The organism is Rhodococcus pseudokoreensis (assembly GCF_017068395.1).
GTDB classification, from domain to species: domain Bacteria; phylum Actinomycetota; class Actinomycetes; order Mycobacteriales; family Mycobacteriaceae; genus Rhodococcus_F; species Rhodococcus_F pseudokoreensis.
Window position 1 is genome coordinate 2,999,878 of the sequence record NZ_CP070619.1, and the last position, 15,922, is coordinate 3,015,799.

15 protein-coding genes and 1 pseudogene are annotated in these 15,922 nt (G+C 64.3%); 10 read left to right on the top strand and 6 right to left on the bottom strand.

Features of this window, described 5'->3' with window-relative positions; all coding sequences use genetic code 11:
* Positions 1 to 43: 43 nt before the first annotated feature.
* Entirely contained in the window at positions 44 to 631 is a 588-nt protein-coding gene (locus JWS13_RS18800; RefSeq protein WP_206006962.1) for a TetR/AcrR family transcriptional regulator, read from the bottom strand.
* 270 nt (positions 632 to 901) lie between these two features.
* A complete protein-coding gene (locus tag JWS13_RS18805; RefSeq protein WP_206006963.1) occupies positions 902 to 2,269 on the bottom strand; it encodes an MFS transporter in 1,368 nt (455 codons plus the stop codon).
* A gap of 559 nt (positions 2,270 to 2,828) precedes the next feature.
* Between JWS13_RS18805 and JWS13_RS18810 the strand changes: the two genes are divergently transcribed.
* Positions 2,829 to 4,223, top strand: a complete 1,395-nt coding sequence (locus JWS13_RS18810; protein ID WP_241032238.1) for an MFS transporter — start codon at positions 2,829 to 2,831, stop codon at positions 4,221 to 4,223.
* A gap of 128 nt (positions 4,224 to 4,351) precedes the next feature.
* On the opposite strand, the gene JWS13_RS18815 is transcribed toward JWS13_RS18810, so the two are convergent.
* The gene (locus JWS13_RS18815; RefSeq protein WP_206011652.1) at positions 4,352 to 4,831 is read right to left on the bottom strand and encodes an Lrp/AsnC family transcriptional regulator; all 480 of its coding nucleotides are present in this window, start codon (positions 4,829 to 4,831) and stop codon (positions 4,352 to 4,354) included.
* Positions 4,832 to 5,009: 178 nt separating this feature from the next.
* The gene (locus tag JWS13_RS18820; protein WP_206006964.1) at positions 5,010 to 6,359 is read right to left on the bottom strand and encodes an LLM class flavin-dependent oxidoreductase; all 1,350 of its coding nucleotides are present in this window, start codon (positions 6,357 to 6,359) and stop codon (positions 5,010 to 5,012) included.
* Between the two features lie 194 nt (positions 6,360 to 6,553).
* Here JWS13_RS18820 and JWS13_RS18825 point away from each other — a divergent pair, with 194 nt between their 5' ends.
* The 9 genes and pseudogenes from JWS13_RS18825 to JWS13_RS18865 form a co-directional block, all read left to right on the top strand.
* Positions 6,554 to 7,054: an NADPH-dependent FMN reductase gene (locus JWS13_RS18825; protein WP_206011653.1), complete on the top strand. Its 501-nt coding sequence runs from the start codon at positions 6,554 to 6,556 to the stop codon at positions 7,052 to 7,054.
* Complete coding sequence (locus JWS13_RS18830) at positions 7,054 to 7,545, top strand: flavin reductase family protein (RefSeq protein WP_206006965.1); 492 nt, start codon at positions 7,054 to 7,056, stop codon at positions 7,543 to 7,545. The genes JWS13_RS18825 and JWS13_RS18830 overlap by 1 nt, the downstream gene beginning before the upstream one ends.
* Positions 7,546 to 7,573: 28 nt before the next feature.
* Positions 7,574 to 8,230 (top strand): 3,4-dihydroxy-2-butanone-4-phosphate synthase, encoded by a 657-nt coding sequence (locus JWS13_RS18835; protein ID WP_206006966.1) that lies wholly within the window; start codon positions 7,574 to 7,576, stop codon positions 8,228 to 8,230.
* Between the two features lie 282 nt (positions 8,231 to 8,512).
* The gene (gene pdhA / locus JWS13_RS18840) at positions 8,513 to 9,640 is read left to right on the top strand and encodes a pyruvate dehydrogenase (acetyl-transferring) E1 component subunit alpha (protein ID WP_206011654.1); all 1,128 of its coding nucleotides are present in this window, start codon (positions 8,513 to 8,515) and stop codon (positions 9,638 to 9,640) included.
* Positions 9,637 to 10,638 carry an alpha-ketoacid dehydrogenase subunit beta gene (locus JWS13_RS18845; RefSeq protein ID WP_206006967.1) on the top strand — a complete coding sequence of 334 codons (1,002 nt, stop codon included), beginning with the start codon at positions 9,637 to 9,639 and terminating at the stop codon, positions 10,636 to 10,638. The genes pdhA and JWS13_RS18845 overlap by 4 nt, the downstream gene beginning before the upstream one ends.
* A 16-nt stretch (positions 10,639 to 10,654) precedes the next feature.
* Entirely contained in the window at positions 10,655 to 11,983 is a 1,329-nt protein-coding gene (locus tag JWS13_RS18850) for a dihydrolipoamide acetyltransferase family protein (protein WP_206006968.1), read from the top strand.
* Complete coding sequence (locus JWS13_RS18855; RefSeq protein ID WP_206006969.1) at positions 11,983 to 12,273, top strand: hypothetical protein; 291 nt, start codon at positions 11,983 to 11,985, stop codon at positions 12,271 to 12,273. Before JWS13_RS18850 ends, JWS13_RS18855 begins: the two co-directional genes overlap by 1 nt.
* Positions 12,266 to 13,636, top strand: coding sequence for a dihydrolipoyl dehydrogenase (gene lpdA, locus JWS13_RS18860; protein WP_206006970.1), 1,371 nt, complete (start codon positions 12,266 to 12,268; stop codon positions 13,634 to 13,636). The genes JWS13_RS18855 and lpdA overlap by 8 nt, the downstream gene beginning before the upstream one ends.
* Before the next feature lie 205 nt (positions 13,637 to 13,841).
* Positions 13,842 to 14,288: pseudogene (locus tag JWS13_RS18865) on the top strand (Glu/Leu/Phe/Val dehydrogenase dimerization domain-containing protein); the annotation flags it as partial.
* A gap of 192 nt (positions 14,289 to 14,480) precedes the next feature.
* Here the strand turns inward: JWS13_RS18865 and JWS13_RS18870 are convergent.
* Together JWS13_RS18870 and hutC are read right to left on the bottom strand one after the other, a co-directional pair.
* The gene (locus JWS13_RS18870) at positions 14,481 to 14,972 is read right to left on the bottom strand and encodes a hypothetical protein (RefSeq protein WP_241032239.1); all 492 of its coding nucleotides are present in this window, start codon (positions 14,970 to 14,972) and stop codon (positions 14,481 to 14,483) included.
* A gap of 150 nt (positions 14,973 to 15,122) precedes the next feature.
* The gene (gene hutC, locus JWS13_RS18875; protein ID WP_206006971.1) at positions 15,123 to 15,890 is read right to left on the bottom strand and encodes a histidine utilization repressor; all 768 of its coding nucleotides are present in this window, start codon (positions 15,888 to 15,890) and stop codon (positions 15,123 to 15,125) included.
* Positions 15,891 to 15,922 lie beyond the last annotated feature (32 nt).

The following is a 15,922-nucleotide window of genomic DNA, read 5'->3' on the forward strand; positions in this document are numbered from 1 at the left end:
CGTTTGACGGGCCCGCTTCCAACGGCCAGTCATGTGGTGCGATTCAGTGGTCGTTGGCGTACTTCGGCTCGAGGATGCGCGCGAGCAGATCGAGGGTCCTGTCAACTCGGGCGTGGTCCTCGGTGCTGATGATGTCCATGACGAGTCCGGTCAGTGTATCAAGCAACAGGGTTGCATGGTCAATGGCACTTTCTTCCGAATGCCCTTCTTGCTCAAGTCGTTTGGCGAAGTATGCGACCCAGAAGCTGAGAAGTTCCGGCCTTTTACCAGGTGCGAGATCGGCCTCGTTCGCCGTCATCATGGCTTCCATGTTCAGGCGCGGAAATGCGAAGCGTGAGGGCTCCTCGCGCCACCACCACCACAGTTGACGCACAGACTCGGCGACGGTGATCTCGGGGTTCTCGGCCCGAAGCCCGTCGAGCATATCCAAACTCGACGAACGGGCTCGGGCCAGCGCCGCCTCCACCAATCCCTCTTTCGAGCCGAATTGATACGACAGCGTGTTGGTACTCACCCCCATGGAGGAGGCGAGTTTGCGGAGCGTCAAACCGGACAAGCCGTTCTCTGCCAGGAACCCCACGGCGAGGTCGAGAACTTCCCGCTTTCGACCGGGATCCACAGGTCGCGCCATGACTTCCGTCCTCCTCTACCACTGTTGCCCAAAACTATCAGGGCCATCCAATGGGCGACCGCGCCCACGACTGCGGGTGCGCCTGCCGACTGGTCGGGGTCCATCCGTGATCAACCTGACGTCGGGGCCCGCCTGCACACGCCGCCACCGAATCCGCGTCACGTCACTATCTAACTTCGAACGACGTTGCTCACGAGACCTGAACTGGGCGGTGAACCATTGAGGAGCCGATGCCATGCCCCACACCTTTCAGATCGCGTGATTGCGTCGTCAGTTGCTGGGCAGCGATGCGGCGTCGCTCAAATCCAGCCCGCGGGTCTCCGGTGCCCAGATGAGCGAAACGACGAATCCGACAGCGGTGATGGCCGTGGCGATCAGCATTGTCACGGAGGTTCCCAGATTCGCCAGAGAGAGGGGGACGAGGACGGTACCGATCGCGGCACCGATCCGGCTCAAGGCGGAGGTAAGACCGACGGCGGCACCGCGAATGTGCGTGGGAAACAGTTCGCTCGGATAGACCCAGGTAAGGATCTGGTTGCCGCCAGCCGCCACGGCGTAGACGGTGAAGAGGACCGCGATCCATAGTGCCGGTACGTCGGGGAACAGTCCGATGACGAGCAACGCAGCCCCTGACCACAGGAAGCTGTGGATCAGCATCGATCGCCGTCCCATCCGGTTGACCAGAAGCAGGGCGATGATGCAGCCCACGAGGAAGATCGCCTGGATGGCCGCCGACCCGACGGTGCTCGCGACACCGTCGAGATTCAACCCGGCCAGAATCTTGGGGCCGAAGACGGAGATGGCGAAGACCGGGATGATGGCGCACGTCCAGAAGGTCGTCACGAAGACCAGTCGTGTGGTGTATCCGGATTTGAAGAGCTCGCGGATTCCGACGTTGGATGTCTGCTCCTGTTCGGTCGGCAGCACCACGCCGGGACCGAATACCTTCGTCATGACAGCGGCAGCCTCGTCGGTTCGCCCCTGGTTGGCGAGCCAGCGAGGCGATTCGGGGGTGCCGTACCGGAGGATGCCGAGCAACAAGGCCGGGGCCGCTCCGCTGGCGAGCATCCACCGCCAGGCGTCGTCACCGGTCATCAGGAGCAGCTCACCGACGAGGTAGGCGGCGACGCCGCCGGCGAAGAATGCGGCGATCAGTGACCCGATGAAGGGACCGCGGTACCGCTTGGGCGTGAACTCGGTGAGCAGTGAGGACGCGATCGGGTAATCGGCGCCGAGCGCGATACCGATCAGCAACCTCATCACGATGAGGGTGACCGCATCGCCGATCCAGAAGTGCGCGATGGACAGGACCGCGATGGCGATGAGGTCCCAGTTGTAGAGCTTCTGACGGCCGAATCGGTCGGTGAGGTACCCGCCGACGCCTGCTCCGATGAAGATTCCGACGAGAGCCACGGCCCCCACCACGCCCTCGATCGCGGCGGTGAGCTGCAACTGCGGTGACAACTGGATCATCGCCACACCGATGATCGCGAGGATGTATCCGTCGAGGAACGGGCCACCACCGGTGTATACGGCCAATCGCAGGTGGAACCAACTCAACGGTGCGTCGTCGAGTGTCGTCGGCGCGGACTCCGCGACGACGGCAGCCCTGTTGCTGGCGGGGTTTGGTGGAACCATGGTCATGAATTTTCGTCCTGGTGAGTAGATGAGGTGAAGGCACGGCTGCTCGGTGCCGCCGCAGACGGTCGGCCATGTCTTCGGACCGCGCTGACAACTGGCTGAGCGGCACGGATCCAGAGTTTTTGTAACGCTTGATACGATCAAACTTCAGTGTGCTCGCCCTCACAGGGCCTGTCAAGCTCCCGAGGGGGCTGACGGTCGGCGCGCAGCGAGTGTCACGAGTGGACCGATTTGAGCAGGCATCAGCCGTGGAGCCCGAGCCCTGCGCAGCCTGCGCAGCCGTCCGAGCTTCGCCCACCCACCTTGACTGTTAAATCCCTTGGCACACAACAACGCAACTCCGCCCTTGCGTTCGTACTTGCAGGTCGGGGCAGTTGACATCGACTGTGACGTCGCGCACACTCATGGTCTCGTAGCGAGTGTTACAAAAACTTGGACCTCCGCACTCGATACGACTTCGCAACCGGAAACGGGCCTCCCTCGATCTCGGGCGCCGGGTGACTGCGCTCGAGGCAGAGCACCCCCGTCCGGGACAATTCCCGCAGGAGAAACTTTCATGACCGTGGCACAACCCCAGCCATCCCCCAATGCGGCGTCGAATAGCCACCTGAACACGACGACGCTCGACGACGCTCCACTGCACCGCTTCCACTACCGCCTGCTGCTCTGCACCGGCGGTGGGCCGTTCATAGACGGATACATCCTTGCGATCATCGGCGTCGCAATGATTCAGATCGGGCCCCGGTTCGAGTTGAGCCCCCTCGTCGAGGGACTTGTCGGCGCCACTGCACTAGTGGGCATCTTCTTCGGAGCCGCACTCGGCGGTTACCTGGGCGACCGCTTCGGGCGTCAGCGAATCTACAACTGGGACCTCATCGCCATCGCGGTGCTCTCGGTTGCCCAGTTCTGGATTACGGACGCCATCATGCTGGTCGTCGTTCGCCTCTTGATCGGCATCGCCATCGGGGCCGACTACCCCCTGGCATCGTCACTGATGACCGAGTTCAGTCCCAAGCGCTACCGGGGCCCGTTCCTCGGCATCCTGATCGCCGCATTCTTCGCCGGCGGCGCTGCCGCGTACCTCGTCGGTGAACTGCTTTTGCCAACCGGTGACGACGCCTGGCGGTGGATGCTGGCCAGTTCGGTCGTCCCGACCGCGCTGATCGCGCTCGCACGACTCAAGACGCCCGAGTCGCCCCGCTGGCTCGCCAATCAAGGTCGAGACCACGAAGCCGCGGCTGTCGTGACCAAGGTGTTCGGCCCGGGCGTCGTCATGCCACCTGCGACAGTGGACGAAGCTAAGTCGAGCGTCGGGTTCGTGGCGCTGTTCAGATCGGGATACGGCGGTCGGCTGGCATTCGTGACGACCTTCTGGACCTGCGCCATCATCCCGGTCTTCGCCATCTTCGTCTTCGGTCCGCAGATCCTCGCTGCGATGAAGCTCGAAGGTAGCGCGAGTACCGTCGGGTCGGCGGCCATCCAGGCGATCTTCCTCGTCGGCTGCATCATCGCCCTGCTTCTGGTCAACCGGATGGGACGGCGCGCCGTCATCATCCACAGCTTCCTCTGGTCGGGACTTGCGCTGCTGCTGCTCGGTCTTTTCCCAGGCTCGACGACCCTCATGATCGCGGCCCTGTTCGTCATCTACGCTCTCGCCGCAGGCGGAGCGCAGATCCTGTGCTATGTCTATCCGAACGAGCTGTTCCCCACACACATTCGCGGTGCCGCTGTCGGTCTTGCCTCCGCCCTGAGCCGGATCGGTGCCGCGATCGGCACCTTCCTCGTCCCCCTGTCTCTGACGACTCTGGGCACCTCCGCGACATTGCTGATCGCCACGGCCATCACCGCTGTCGGACTCGTCGTTTCGCTCATCTGGGCACCGGAGACCCGCGGACTGGATCTGGCCAAGGCCGCATCGATCAACACCGATCGCGATCGCACATCGAAATGATCTGACGGTCGATGCCGTGGTGGTCTTCCCCGAGCCTGGGCTCGGGGAAGACCACCACGATGCGCTGGGTGGGGTGCCTCACAGATCCCGAGGACACTACCCGCCAATTCGATCAGAAGGCAGGACGTCTAGGACGATGCCGAATCTCGTAGTCGCTCGAGCAGCGGAGCCATTCGATAGGGGATCGCTTCCCTCATGATCACCGAGATGGCGGTGCGTTCGACCCCGGGCACGGCCAGGATCGCTCCCGCGACGCGGTAGAGGTCGTCGGTGTCGCAGGCAACGACCTTGATGAGCAGATCGGCATCGCCGGACATCCCCACAGCCTCGACGACCTCGGGGATCAGATGCAGTTCGGCAATCGCTTGCTCGAGCCGGCGCTGATCGACGACTGCGGTAACGAAGGCCTGCAGCGGATATCCCAGATCCCGGGCGCTGACACAGCGATCGATCGGCAGGAGCACCTTGTCGGTCTCCCACCGAGAAACCCGGGACTGGACGGTGTTGCGTGCCAGATTGAGAAGGGTCGCGAGCTGCACGCCTGTTGCTCGTGGAGTCGCGCACAGCGCCAATAGAATTCGCGCGTCGGTTCGGTCCAGCTTAATCATCATTTTGCCCGCTGTGTGCAGTGGTGGTCGGATGTGGCGACAAGTACTACCCACCGCGGCCGCGTTCCCGTGAACGATCGGGAACGCGGCCGCGGTGGGAGTTCGGTCAGGCCTGCTCGTGGCAGTATCTGTTCTTCGTCGGTGGGCGCCGTCGTCCGCAGGGGCCCGTGGGCGACCGCTAGACCAACGCCGGATCACCGGAGGGCACGTCGGGTCGTGCGATGCCCAGGTGACTACGCAAGGTGTTGCCCTCGTACTCGGTGCGGAACAGGTCTCGTTTGCGGAGCTCCGGGACGACGCCGTCGACAAAGTCGGTCAGGCCGGTCGGGAGGAAGGCCGGCATGATCATGAAGCCGTCCGACGCGCCGGCGGCGTGCCACTCCTGCAGGGAGTCGGCAACGGTCTCCGGCGTTCCGATCACGATGCGGTGCCCATACGCACTCATCACTTCCTTGTAGAGCTCACGCAGGGTCATGTTGCCCTCACGCGCCATGTTGATGATGAGCTCTTGGCGGCTGCGGTACGCGTTGGTCACCGGAATGTTGTCCGGGAGGGGTCCGTCGAGCGGCAGGTTCGTGACATCGAAATCGAGCAGCTGGGACAGGCGAGCAAGGCCGATCTCGGAGTGAATCAAGTCTTGGAGTTCGCTGTACTTGCGCTTGGCTTCCTCCATGGTTCCGCCGATCACCGGATACACGCCCGCGATGACACGGAAACTGTTGGCATCGCGCCCGCGACGCTCGGCGCGTTCACGAAGACCCTTGTTGAATGCGACTGCACCGTCGAGGTTCCGCTGTGCCGTGAACACCATCTCCGCAACATCGGCCGCCAGGTCGAGACCGTGCTCCGATGACCCCGCTTGAACGATCACAGGATGACCCTGTGGCGACCGAACGACGTTCAGAGGGCCTGCCACCTTGAAGTGCTTGCCCTCGTGATTGAGACGACGGATTCGCTCGGGATCGAAGTAACGCCCGGATTCCTTGTCCAGGACGAAGGCGTCATCGGTCCAACTGTCCCACAGGCCCGCGGTGACCTCACAGAATTCCCGGGCACGCTCGTACCGGTTCTCGTAGGTGACATGCTCGCTGAGGTTGAAGTTGCGCGCCTCCGCCGGGACATATGAGGTCACGACGTTCCAACCGCATCGGCCACCGCTGAGGTTGTCGATCGAAGCCAGCTTGCGTGCAATGTGGTAGGGCTCGTTGTAGGTGGTCGTCTGAGTGGCCACCAGACCGATTTCCTTGGTGGTCACCGCAAGAGCCGACATGAGTGTCAGTGGCTCGAACTGGTAGACGACCGGATCGCGACTCAAGATCTCGTCGGTCGCGTCCGGCGCGCACAGCTCGTCAGCCAGGAAAGCGAAATCGAACTTGGCACGGCTGGCGTCATCAACGATTTGACGCAGTTGTTCGAAGGTGGCGCCGGCATTGGAGATCGCGTCCGGATGGCGCCATCCGGCCACGTGAGCGGTAGTGGGGCTGAGTACGACCCCGAGGTGCATTTGCTTGGGCTGGGTGTAGGTCACAGTGAGTGCTTTCTATGAGGCCGATCACTTGCGAGTTATAGTAACAAATGTTTCAATAACCCTCAAGGAGGGACAGCCGACGCCAGAAGGCGCGCTTCCCGCCGGTGCTACCGCTCGACGAGAAGCAGGCAGAAACGGAGAGAGATGATGCGCCTTCTCAACTACGAAATCGTGCCGAGATTGGGTATGAACCGATGAAAGTTACTGTTGTAGTGGGGAATCCAAAATCGGGTTCGCGCACGCTCGCTGCTGCAACCGAGCTGGCCGAACTCCTGGCCGGGAGCAGGCCGAGCACAGTGATCGATCTCGTGAACTTCGGCCCGAAGTTGCTCGATTGGCAGGATCGCTCGGTGTCCGAGGCCGTCGAGGCGGTCGGCGGCTCGTCGCTTCTGGTGGTCGCCAGTCCCACTTTCAAGGGAACGTACTCCGGGATGTTGAAGCTCTTCCTCGATCGGTTTCCGAATGATCAGGGACTGCGGGGTGTTTCTACGGTTCCTCTCATGTTGGGGGCGGCGTCCACGCACGCGATGGCGCCTGACCTGCTGTTGAAGCCCGTGCTGGTGGAGTTGGGCGCCACCTGCCCCGGCCCAGGTCTCTACGCCCTCGACACCGAATACAACCAAGCCGGCACTCTGACGTCCTACGTGACGCGATGGGGTGCTGCGATCTGCCGCGCAGCGAAGGAGAATCACTGATGATCACCCTGACCGGAATCGAAGACGCGCAACTGCTTCGGCAGACGTTCGGGTGCTTCCCCAGCGGAGTCGTGGCGTTGACCGCAGTCATCGACGGCGAACCTGTGGGACTTGCGGCCAGTTCGTTCACCTCCGTCTCGCTGGAGCCACCACTGATCTCCGTGTGTATCGCCAGCACATCGACGACATGGCCGCGGTTGCGCCAAGCTCCCCGAATCGGGGTCAGCGTGCTCGGCGAAGGCCATGGTTCGGCATGCCGACAGCTTTCCTCCAAAACGGGCGATCGTTTCGCCGGTGTCGACCTCGAGGTCACGGATGAAGGCGCCGCCTTCGTCGACGGCGCGACCGCGTTGTTCGACTGCTCCATCGAAACGGAGATCCCGGCCGGCGACCACGACGTGGTTCTGATGCGTATCCACGCCCTGCATTCCGACACCGATACCTCTCCTCTGGTCTTCCACGGGAGCAAGTTCCGGACATTGACTGCCTGAAAAGCCCCTGTACAGAGAGGTGGACGCGATGATCGGCTCAGTCGCTCGCTACTACTCCCCCGATACCTCCCGGCACCCGAGCGAGGCGGCCGCCGAACTCGGACTCCGGCATCTCGCCGAGGGCGGCACAATCCTGCTGTGCAATCGCACGCAGGTTGCCCTCGTGTTCGCGGCACCGGCTGCAAGTCCAGCTCAGATGGCCTTCGCGATCCGCTACTCGTCCGGGTTCGTGCAAGTCGCCCTCCCGGCCGAGACCTGTGACCGGCTGCTCATCCCCGAAGCCAGCGCCATGAACGCCGGGATGAGCTCTACTGCAATCGGTCAATGTGTCGCAGTCGACTCTGTCGACCGCATTACCACCGGAATTTCCGCCTTCGACCGATCCCAGACGGCGCGTGTGCTCGGGAACCCGGGCTCGTCCCGACACGATCTCGTCCGCCCGGGGCACCTGGTACCCGTCCGTGTATCGCCCCACGTGTCGGACACCGAGATCCCGAAGCTGGCCCTCGATCTGACCATGCGGGTGGACATGGCCGGTGCTGTGTTCGCCGATCTCGTCAGCGATCATCTCCAGATCCGTCAGGCAGATGAGGCCGACGCTCAGGTGTTCGCGGCGGAACACCAGCTACCGCTGGTGACCTACGCACGCGGACGGGAAACGTGGGTCACGGATCATCTGACTTAGCCCGACCGGTTGAACCCAGCCAGCGGAGGCCACTGAAATCGAAGGCTCTGGCGCTGCCGGATCCGGCGATGACGGCCTCGACCTTCTCGGGGCAGTTCTTCGCTCATGGTCGTTCCGAACCGGGAGTGGAACCGGTTACGACACGAACCCACGACCTGCAGTTCGCGCAACGACCACCCTGGTGGTGGTCCGGGCTCTGCGCAGACTGCTCAGACGACAGACCAACACTTGTGCAACACCATCAACGGCTGGTTGTGTGACGCCCACTGCGCGACACACAGCATGTGCCCTGCCGCAACACAATCCCTTTCGAAGGATGTTCCCTTGTTTGACACTGACGAGATAGTTCAGCTGATCACCGAAACCGGTCAGCGGCGCACCCATCCCGACTTCTCCGCCTGGGTGGAGGACATCGACCTCACCGAGCTGCGCGCACTGTACGAGGACCTGGTCGTGGTGCGACGCATCGACGCGGAGGCGACCGCGCTGCAGCGTCAGGGCGAACTGGGCCTGTGGGCGCCGCTGCTGGGGCAGGAAGCGGCGCAGGTCGGATCGGCGCGCGCACTCGATCCCGGCGACTTCGTCTTCGCCAGCTACCGCGAACACGGAGTCGCGTATTGCCGCGACGTCGATCCCACCCACATGCTCCGGTTCTGGCGGGGGTCGACGCACTCGGGCTGGAACCCGTTCGACTACAACATGACAACCCCGGCGATCATCGTCGGCGCGCAGGCGCTGCACGCCACCGGGTACGCGCTCGGCATGCAGTTCGACGGCTCGGACGGCGCCGCGATCACCTACTTCGGCGACGGCGCGACCAGTCAGGGCGACATCTCCGAGGCCTTCGGATTCGCTGCGAGCTTCAACGCACCGGTGGTGTTCTTCTGCCAGAACAACCAGTGGGCGATCTCCGAACCGGTCAGTCTGCAATCGCGGGTGAGCATCGCCGCGCGGGGCCGCGGGTTCGGTGTCCCGAGCGTGCGCGTCGACGGCAACGACGTCCTCGCCGTGATCGCCGTGACCCGGGCCGCGCTCGAACGGGCACGGGAAGGCAGCGGACCGACGCTGATCGAGGCCGTCACCTACCGGATGGGCCCGCACACCACCTCCGACGACCCGACCCGGTACCGCCCGGCCGCGCTCGACGAGGAATGGAAACGCAAGGACCCACTCGACCGCATCCGTGCCCTCCTCGACTCGGCGGGTGCGATCGACGACACGTACCTCGCCGCGGTGCAGCAGCGCGCCGACGACACCGCCGCCGCCTTGCGCCGCGGATGCCTCGAGACCGTCGAACCCGAGCCGATGTCGTTGTTCGACAACGTCTACGCCGAACCCCATCCCCTCGTCGACGAAGAGCGGCGTCAGTTCGCCGCCTACCTCGACAGTTTCGAAGGAACCGACGCATGAGCACAGCCATCTCCGCGGCCGCCCCGACCACGCTCCCGCTCGGCAAGGCCCTCAACGCCGGCCTGCGCCGCGCCCTCGAGAACGACCCGAAGGTCGTGCTCCTGGGCGAGGACATCGGCAAACTCGGCGGTGTCTTCCGCATCACCGACGGACTGCAGAAGGACTTCGGCCCCAATCGCGTCATCGACACCCCGCTCGCCGAGTCCGGGATCATCGGCACCGCAGTCGGTCTCGCGATGCGCGGCTACCGACCGGTGTGTGAGATCCAGTTCGACGGGTTCATCTACCCCGGCTTCGACCAGATCGTCTCGCAGGTCGCCAAACTCCACTACCGCACCAGCGGCAACGTCAAGATGCCGATCACCATCCGCGTCCCCTACGGCGGCGGCATCGGCGCCATCGAGCATCACTCCGAGTCCCCCGAGGGGTACTTCGCCGCGACCGCGGGTTTGCGGGTGGTGACCTGCAGCAACGCATCCGACGCGCAGACGATGATTCAGCAGGCCATCGCGTCGGACGATCCGGTGCTGTTCTTCGAACCCAAGCGGCGCTACTGGGAGAAGGGGCAGATCGACCCGGCCGCCGAGACGAGTCCGCTGCACCGGGCCCGGGTGGTCGCCCCGGGCACCGACGTCACCGTCGTCGCGTACGGGCCGCTCGTGACGACGGCGCTGCAGGCCGCAAAAGTCGCTGCGGATGAGGGTCGTTCGGTCGAAGTGATCGATCTGCGGTCCATTTCCCCGCTGGACGTCGACACCGTCGCCGCGTCCGTGCAACGCACCGGCCGCCTGGTGATCACCCACGAGGCGCCCGTGTTCCTCGGGATCGGCGCCGAGATCGCCGCCCGCATCGGTGAGCGCTGCTTCTATCACCTCGAGGCGCCGGTCGCCCGCGTCGGCGGGTTCACCGTCCCCTATCCGCCGGCGAAGCTCGAAGAGCACTTCCTGCCGGACGTCGACCGCATCCTCGACGCCGTCGACCGCACCTTCACCGCGTAGGACCAGGAGTTCCCCCATGCCCACCATCAAGACATTCCTGCTGCCCGACCTCGGCGAGGGCCTCACCGACGCCGAACTGCTGACCTGGCAGGTCGCGGTCGGGGACACTGTGACGCTCAACCAGATCATCGCCGAGGTCGAGACCGCGAAGGCCTCCGTGGAGTTGCCCTCGCCCTACGCCGGCACGGTCGTCGCGTTGCACGCCGAGGAAGGGAGCACTGTCGACGTCGGCAGCCCCTTCATCGACATCGAAACCGCTGATGAAGCGGGCGGACCCACAGCTGTGCCTTCCTCCACCAGCAACGGTGAGTCGGGAGAGCCGGGCGGCCGCACCCCCGTTCTTGTCGGTTACGGGGTTGCTGCAGAAGGCACCACGCGCCGGGCTCGCCGGTCCGCGACGCCGACCCCACAACCAGCCGCCACGACCGCGGCCCTTCCCTCGCGGACACCGCAGTTGCCGACACGGCCGTTGGCAGCGCCACCCGTCCGCTTCACTGCCAAGCAACACGGCATCGACCTCGCCGATGTCGAGCCGACCGGCGGACAAGGACAGGTGACCCGAGGCGACCTCGAACGGTTCCTGACCTCCATCGGCACCGAGCCGGCGGTCACGGAGAGTACCGATCAAACCGCACCACCCAACGCCGAGGAGGAGCGCACTCCGATCAAGGGCGTGCGCAAGCACACTGCCGCGGCGATGGTTCGGAGCGCCTTCACCGCACCGCACGTCACAGAGTTCGTGGACGTCGACGTGACACCGACCATGGATCTGCTCGACGAGCTGCGAGAGAACAAGTACTTTGCCGGGATTCGGCTGACTCCGCTGGCGTTGGTGGCCAAGGCATTGCTCGTTGCACTGCGTACCAACCCCACATTGAACTCGTCCTGGGACGAGGAGGCACAGGAGATCGTCACCAAGCGATACGTCAATCTCGGTATCGCCGCAGCGACTCCTCGCGGGCTGATGGTGCCCAACATCAAGAACGCACAGGCCCTCGGCCTGCGCGAACTGGCTGTCGCGCTCAAGGAGCTGACCCTCACGGCCAAGGAGGGCAAGACCGGTCCCGCCGACCTCGCCGACGGCACCATCACCATCACCAATGTCGGTGTGTTCGGAGTCGATGCCGGAACACCGATCCTCAATCCCGGAGAAGCGGCGATCCTCGCCTTCGGCTCCATCCGCCGGCGCCCCTGGGAACACCGCGGTGAGATCGCCCTCCGGTCGATCACCACACTCAGCCTGTCCTTCGACCACCGCCTCGTCGACGGCGAGCAAGGATCGAAATTCCTCGCCACCATGGCCGACATCCTGTCCGACCCGATGAGCCTGATCGCACTGAGCTGATGGCCCTTCGAAACGTCACCGACGAAGAACTCGAGCGCCGCCCCACCATGGGCTGGCAGATCGCAGAGCGGTACGTGGGAAACCACGTACGTGTGCTGCGAACCGACGGGTGGAACACCGAGCAGTGGGCGTTGATCCGGATGGTGGTGCCCTCCATCAGCGGAATCGCCTGGTTGATCGAATACCACAACGGAGACACCGACGTCGTACCGGTGTTCACCAACCGAAACCGGTTCGCCATCGTCAACTCGGCGCACACCTCACACCTCCAAGGAGCAGCACGTGACTGACAATCCCGACGTCCTCATCCTCGGCGGTGGATCAGGCGGCTACGCTGCCGCCTTCCGCGCCGCTCAGCTCGGCAAGACCGTCACCCTGATCGAAGAGGACAAGGTCGGCGGCACCTGCCTACACCGCGGATGCATTCCCACCAAGGCACTCGTCCACGCCGCCGAGGTCGTCAACACCGTCTCCCACGCCAGCAGTATGGGGATCGGCGCCACCCTCGGCGATATCGACATCCCCGCAGTCCACAAATACAAAGACGGCATCGTCGACCGACTCTACAAAGGACTGCAAGGCCTGGTCCGAAGCCACAAAATCGACCTCGTATCAGGAACCGGTCACTACACCGGCAGCACCACCATCCGCGTCAATGACCGCACAATCACCGGTCGAGACCTCGTGTTGGCTACCGGGTCTCACGTTTGCAGCCTTCCCGGACTCGAGATCGGTGGTCGCATCCTGACCAGTGACGACGCCCTGAGATACCCCACTCTGCCCGGCCGCGTCATCGTGCTCGGCGGCGGCATCATCGGCGTCGAGTTCGCGAGCATCTGGGCAGCGCTCGGTGCCGAGGTCACCATTATCGAGGCACTACCCCGACTAGTGGCCGGCGAAGACGAGTGGACGTCTAAGCAACTCACCCGGGCCTTCCGGAAACGCGGGATCACCACCTTGACCGACACCCGATTCACCAGCGCCGAGCAAAGCGACAACTCCGTCACCGTCACCGTCGAATCCGGCCAAACCATCGAAGCGGACGTACTGCTGGTCGCGGTGGGGCGAGGACCTCGCACAGCCGGTATCGGCGCGGCAGAGAACGGCATCGACCTGGACGATCGCGGCTTCGTCAAGGTGGATGGTCAACTGCGCACCAATGTGCCGAATGTGTATGCAGTCGGCGATATCGTCGCCGGCCCGCAACTCGCCCACCGCGGCTTCCAACAAGGACTCTTCGTCGCCGATGCGATCGCGGGAACCCCACGTACGCCCGTCGAGGACCAGAACATCCCTCGGGTCGCGTACTCGCAGCCGGAGATCGCATCCGTCGGTCTGACGGAGGCGCAAGCAGCTGAACGGTACTCACAGGTCACGACATCCGTCTACGACCTCGCCGGGAATGGAAAGAGTCAGATTCTCGGCACCAGTGGTGGTGTGAAACTCGTTCGCGCCGACGGGGGTGCCGTGGTTGGGATTCACATGGTTGGAGAACGGGTCGGCGAACTCATCGGGGAAGCCCAACTCATCGTCAGCTGGGGTGCCTACCCTGACGAGGTGGCCCAGCTCATCCACGCCCACCCGACCCAGGCAGAGGCGCTCGGCGAAGCCCATCTCGCCTTGGCCGGCCAGCCGTTACACGCCCACGGTTAGAGGAACCGACCGGACCCAACCGCACCACACCCCAGCCCGGACGGCTCTGCCGATCGCGTCCGCCACCGCGAATCAGTGCGTAGAGCGGTCGATGTCGAACACTTCCTCTACGAGGAAGATAAAGTCCGGTTTGCCGTTGTTTGCCCGCAAACAACAGCAAACCGGGCTTTTCTGTTTTCCGCAGAATGCCCAAACGGCGTCCTATCTGCGGGCACCATCGCCACCAGATGCATCGAAAGCTGATGCCATCCCGGGCTGGCCCCGGCCGACGCCGGTCGTCGCCATCCACAACACCACCTTGGGGCCGGCATTGGGCGGCACCCGGTTCTACCCCTACGCCAACGAAGCCGCCGCGCTGACCGACGGCCTTCGTCTGTCTCGGGGAATCACCTACAAGGCGGCGGTAGCCGGGCTTCCGCTTGGTGGCGGCAAGGCTGTCATCATCGGAGATCCCTGTCAGCACAAAACCGAAGCGCTACTCGAAGTGTATGGGCGGTTTGTCGATACGCTCGGCGGCCGTTACATCACCGCCGGTGATGTGGGCACCACATCTACGGACAGGGACGGCATCGGCCGGTGCACCAACCACGTGGACGCGCGGACGACCAGCGCAGGCGGAACCGGTGACAGCGCACCTATGACGGCTCCGGGCCGGCCGCTGACCCCGGAGTGGGTACTCCCCCGGCACCCTCGTGAACCTGTGCTCCCAGCATGTAGGCACGCCACACGGACAGCGCCGACACCGACCGCGACAACGAGAACCCGAGCAGAATTCACCTTCGTCTCGGCACCCGTTTCCGGCGAACGTCAGCGCTTCGATGTGGTGCCGGCCCGTCGTGACGGCTCAGGCATGGTGGAACGCGTGGGGCGTGATCCGCCGCAAGCGTGCCCGGCCGCTGGACGGCTGCTGTTGTTTCTCGTCCTCGTCTTTTCCGTTGTCCGGTTCGGCGTCGACGGTGGATTCCGCCGGGTGGTCGTGCCCGCGATAGCCGATTCTCTTCACACCGGCGACCAGGTGCCCGCCGCCGGATACGACGTTCGCGCGGCGCGAGCGGAGGCGGTCGCGGAACGAAGCGATGTGCTCGCTGGTGGCCTCGGCTTCGGCCTTGGCCGCCGTGACGTCGAGCAGTTCGTCCCGAACCGAGTCGCCGAGTTCCGTGATGTCCGGAGACGAAGCGAGGAGTTCGGATCCCTGGGTGAGCAGCTCCTGTGGCCCACTGGGGGATCGCCCGCCCGCCCCGGCGAGTTTCACGGCCATCTTCAACTGGTGTGTGCGCCCGAGCAGGTATCCCGCGCCGACCGCGGCCCCCAACTCGACCTTGGTTTTAGTTTTCATGAATTTCATGATCGAACCTACTTGCTGTGTGTCGTCGCCACGCGCTGCGTCGACGGCAGCAATATGGCGCGTCGGTGCACGCGGGGTGTGTGTATACCGCGACTACCCCAAGTCGCCGGCACCCAACCGCCACCGACTCGGCCGAACCGATCAGCCGGTCCCGAACGACCCTTCGAGACGGTTCCGTGAACCGGGGTGGACGAGACGCGCGGCGCTGACGAGTCCTCGGGACGACCAGGTGCGGCGCCGGATCAGCAGGCAGGGTTCGGACCGCTCGATGTGGAGGAGCCGGCATTCCTCGGGCGATCCGAGGATCGCTTCGACGACGTGCTCGCCCCTCGTCAGCGGAGCTTCCACGCTCAGATAGTGATTGGGCGTCTGCTGGGTGAAGTCCTGATCGAGATACCCGGGCGCCTCGGCCGGATTGACGAACCGGTCTTCGAGCTGGATCGGTGTGTCGTCCTCGTAGTGGATCATCAGGGAGTGGAACACCTTGCCGCGGATCGAATCCCGGATGAAGGCGTTGGCCGGGTCGGCGTCTTCCTCACGCACGTACACGACTTCGGTTCGGTGACGGTGGCCGCGTTGCTGGATCTCGTCCGCGATGTTCTTGACCTCGAACAGCGGCGACGCCGTCTTCGTGGCCGCCACGAACGTGCCCACACCCATCAGGCGCACCACGAGACCCTCGGCGCTGAGTTCACGCAACGCGCGGTTGATGGTCATGCGGGACAGACCCAGGGCGCCCACCAGCTGATTCTCCGAGGGCAGCTGATCGCCCTCCTGCCAGCGGCCGGCGTTGATCTGCGACACGATCAGGTGCTTGACGCGTTCGTACGCCGGGGCCGACTCCGTCCCCGGTCCGTTGTACAACGCAGCAAGCTCCGCGTCGACTACTGCGATCTCTACCACTGACACCCATTCCTCTGCGGCACCGACGAACTTCCCGT

What these genes read in the sequence shown, in the direction of transcription:
- JWS13_RS18800 (WP_206006962.1), bottom strand. Translation starts at nt 631, where the DNA reads ATGGCGCGACCTGTGGATCCCGGTCGAAAGCGGGAAGTTCTCGACCTC.
- JWS13_RS18805 (WP_206006963.1), bottom strand. Translation starts at nt 2,269, where the DNA reads ATGGTTCCACCAAACCCCGCCAGCAACAGGGCTGCCGTCGTCGCGGAG.
- JWS13_RS18810 (WP_241032238.1), top strand. Translation starts at nt 2,829, where the DNA reads ATGACCGTGGCACAACCCCAGCCATCCCCCAATGCGGCGTCGAATAGC.
- JWS13_RS18815 (WP_206011652.1), bottom strand. Translation starts at nt 4,831, where the DNA reads ATGATTAAGCTGGACCGAACCGACGCGCGAATTCTATTGGCGCTGTGC.
- JWS13_RS18825 (WP_206011653.1), top strand. Translation starts at nt 6,554, where the DNA reads ATGAAAGTTACTGTTGTAGTGGGGAATCCAAAATCGGGTTCGCGCACG.
- JWS13_RS18830 (WP_206006965.1), top strand. Translation starts at nt 7,054, where the DNA reads ATGATCACCCTGACCGGAATCGAAGACGCGCAACTGCTTCGGCAGACG.
- JWS13_RS18835 (WP_206006966.1), top strand. Translation starts at nt 7,574, where the DNA reads ATGATCGGCTCAGTCGCTCGCTACTACTCCCCCGATACCTCCCGGCAC.
- pdhA (WP_206011654.1), top strand. Translation starts at nt 8,513, where the DNA reads ATGTGCCCTGCCGCAACACAATCCCTTTCGAAGGATGTTCCCTTGTTT.
- JWS13_RS18845 (WP_206006967.1), top strand. Translation starts at nt 9,637, where the DNA reads ATGAGCACAGCCATCTCCGCGGCCGCCCCGACCACGCTCCCGCTCGGC.
- JWS13_RS18850 (WP_206006968.1), top strand. Translation starts at nt 10,655, where the DNA reads ATGCCCACCATCAAGACATTCCTGCTGCCCGACCTCGGCGAGGGCCTC.
- JWS13_RS18855 (WP_206006969.1), top strand. Translation starts at nt 11,983, where the DNA reads ATGGCCCTTCGAAACGTCACCGACGAAGAACTCGAGCGCCGCCCCACC.
- JWS13_RS18870 (WP_241032239.1), bottom strand. Translation starts at nt 14,972, where the DNA reads ATGAAAACTAAAACCAAGGTCGAGTTGGGGGCCGCGGTCGGCGCGGGA.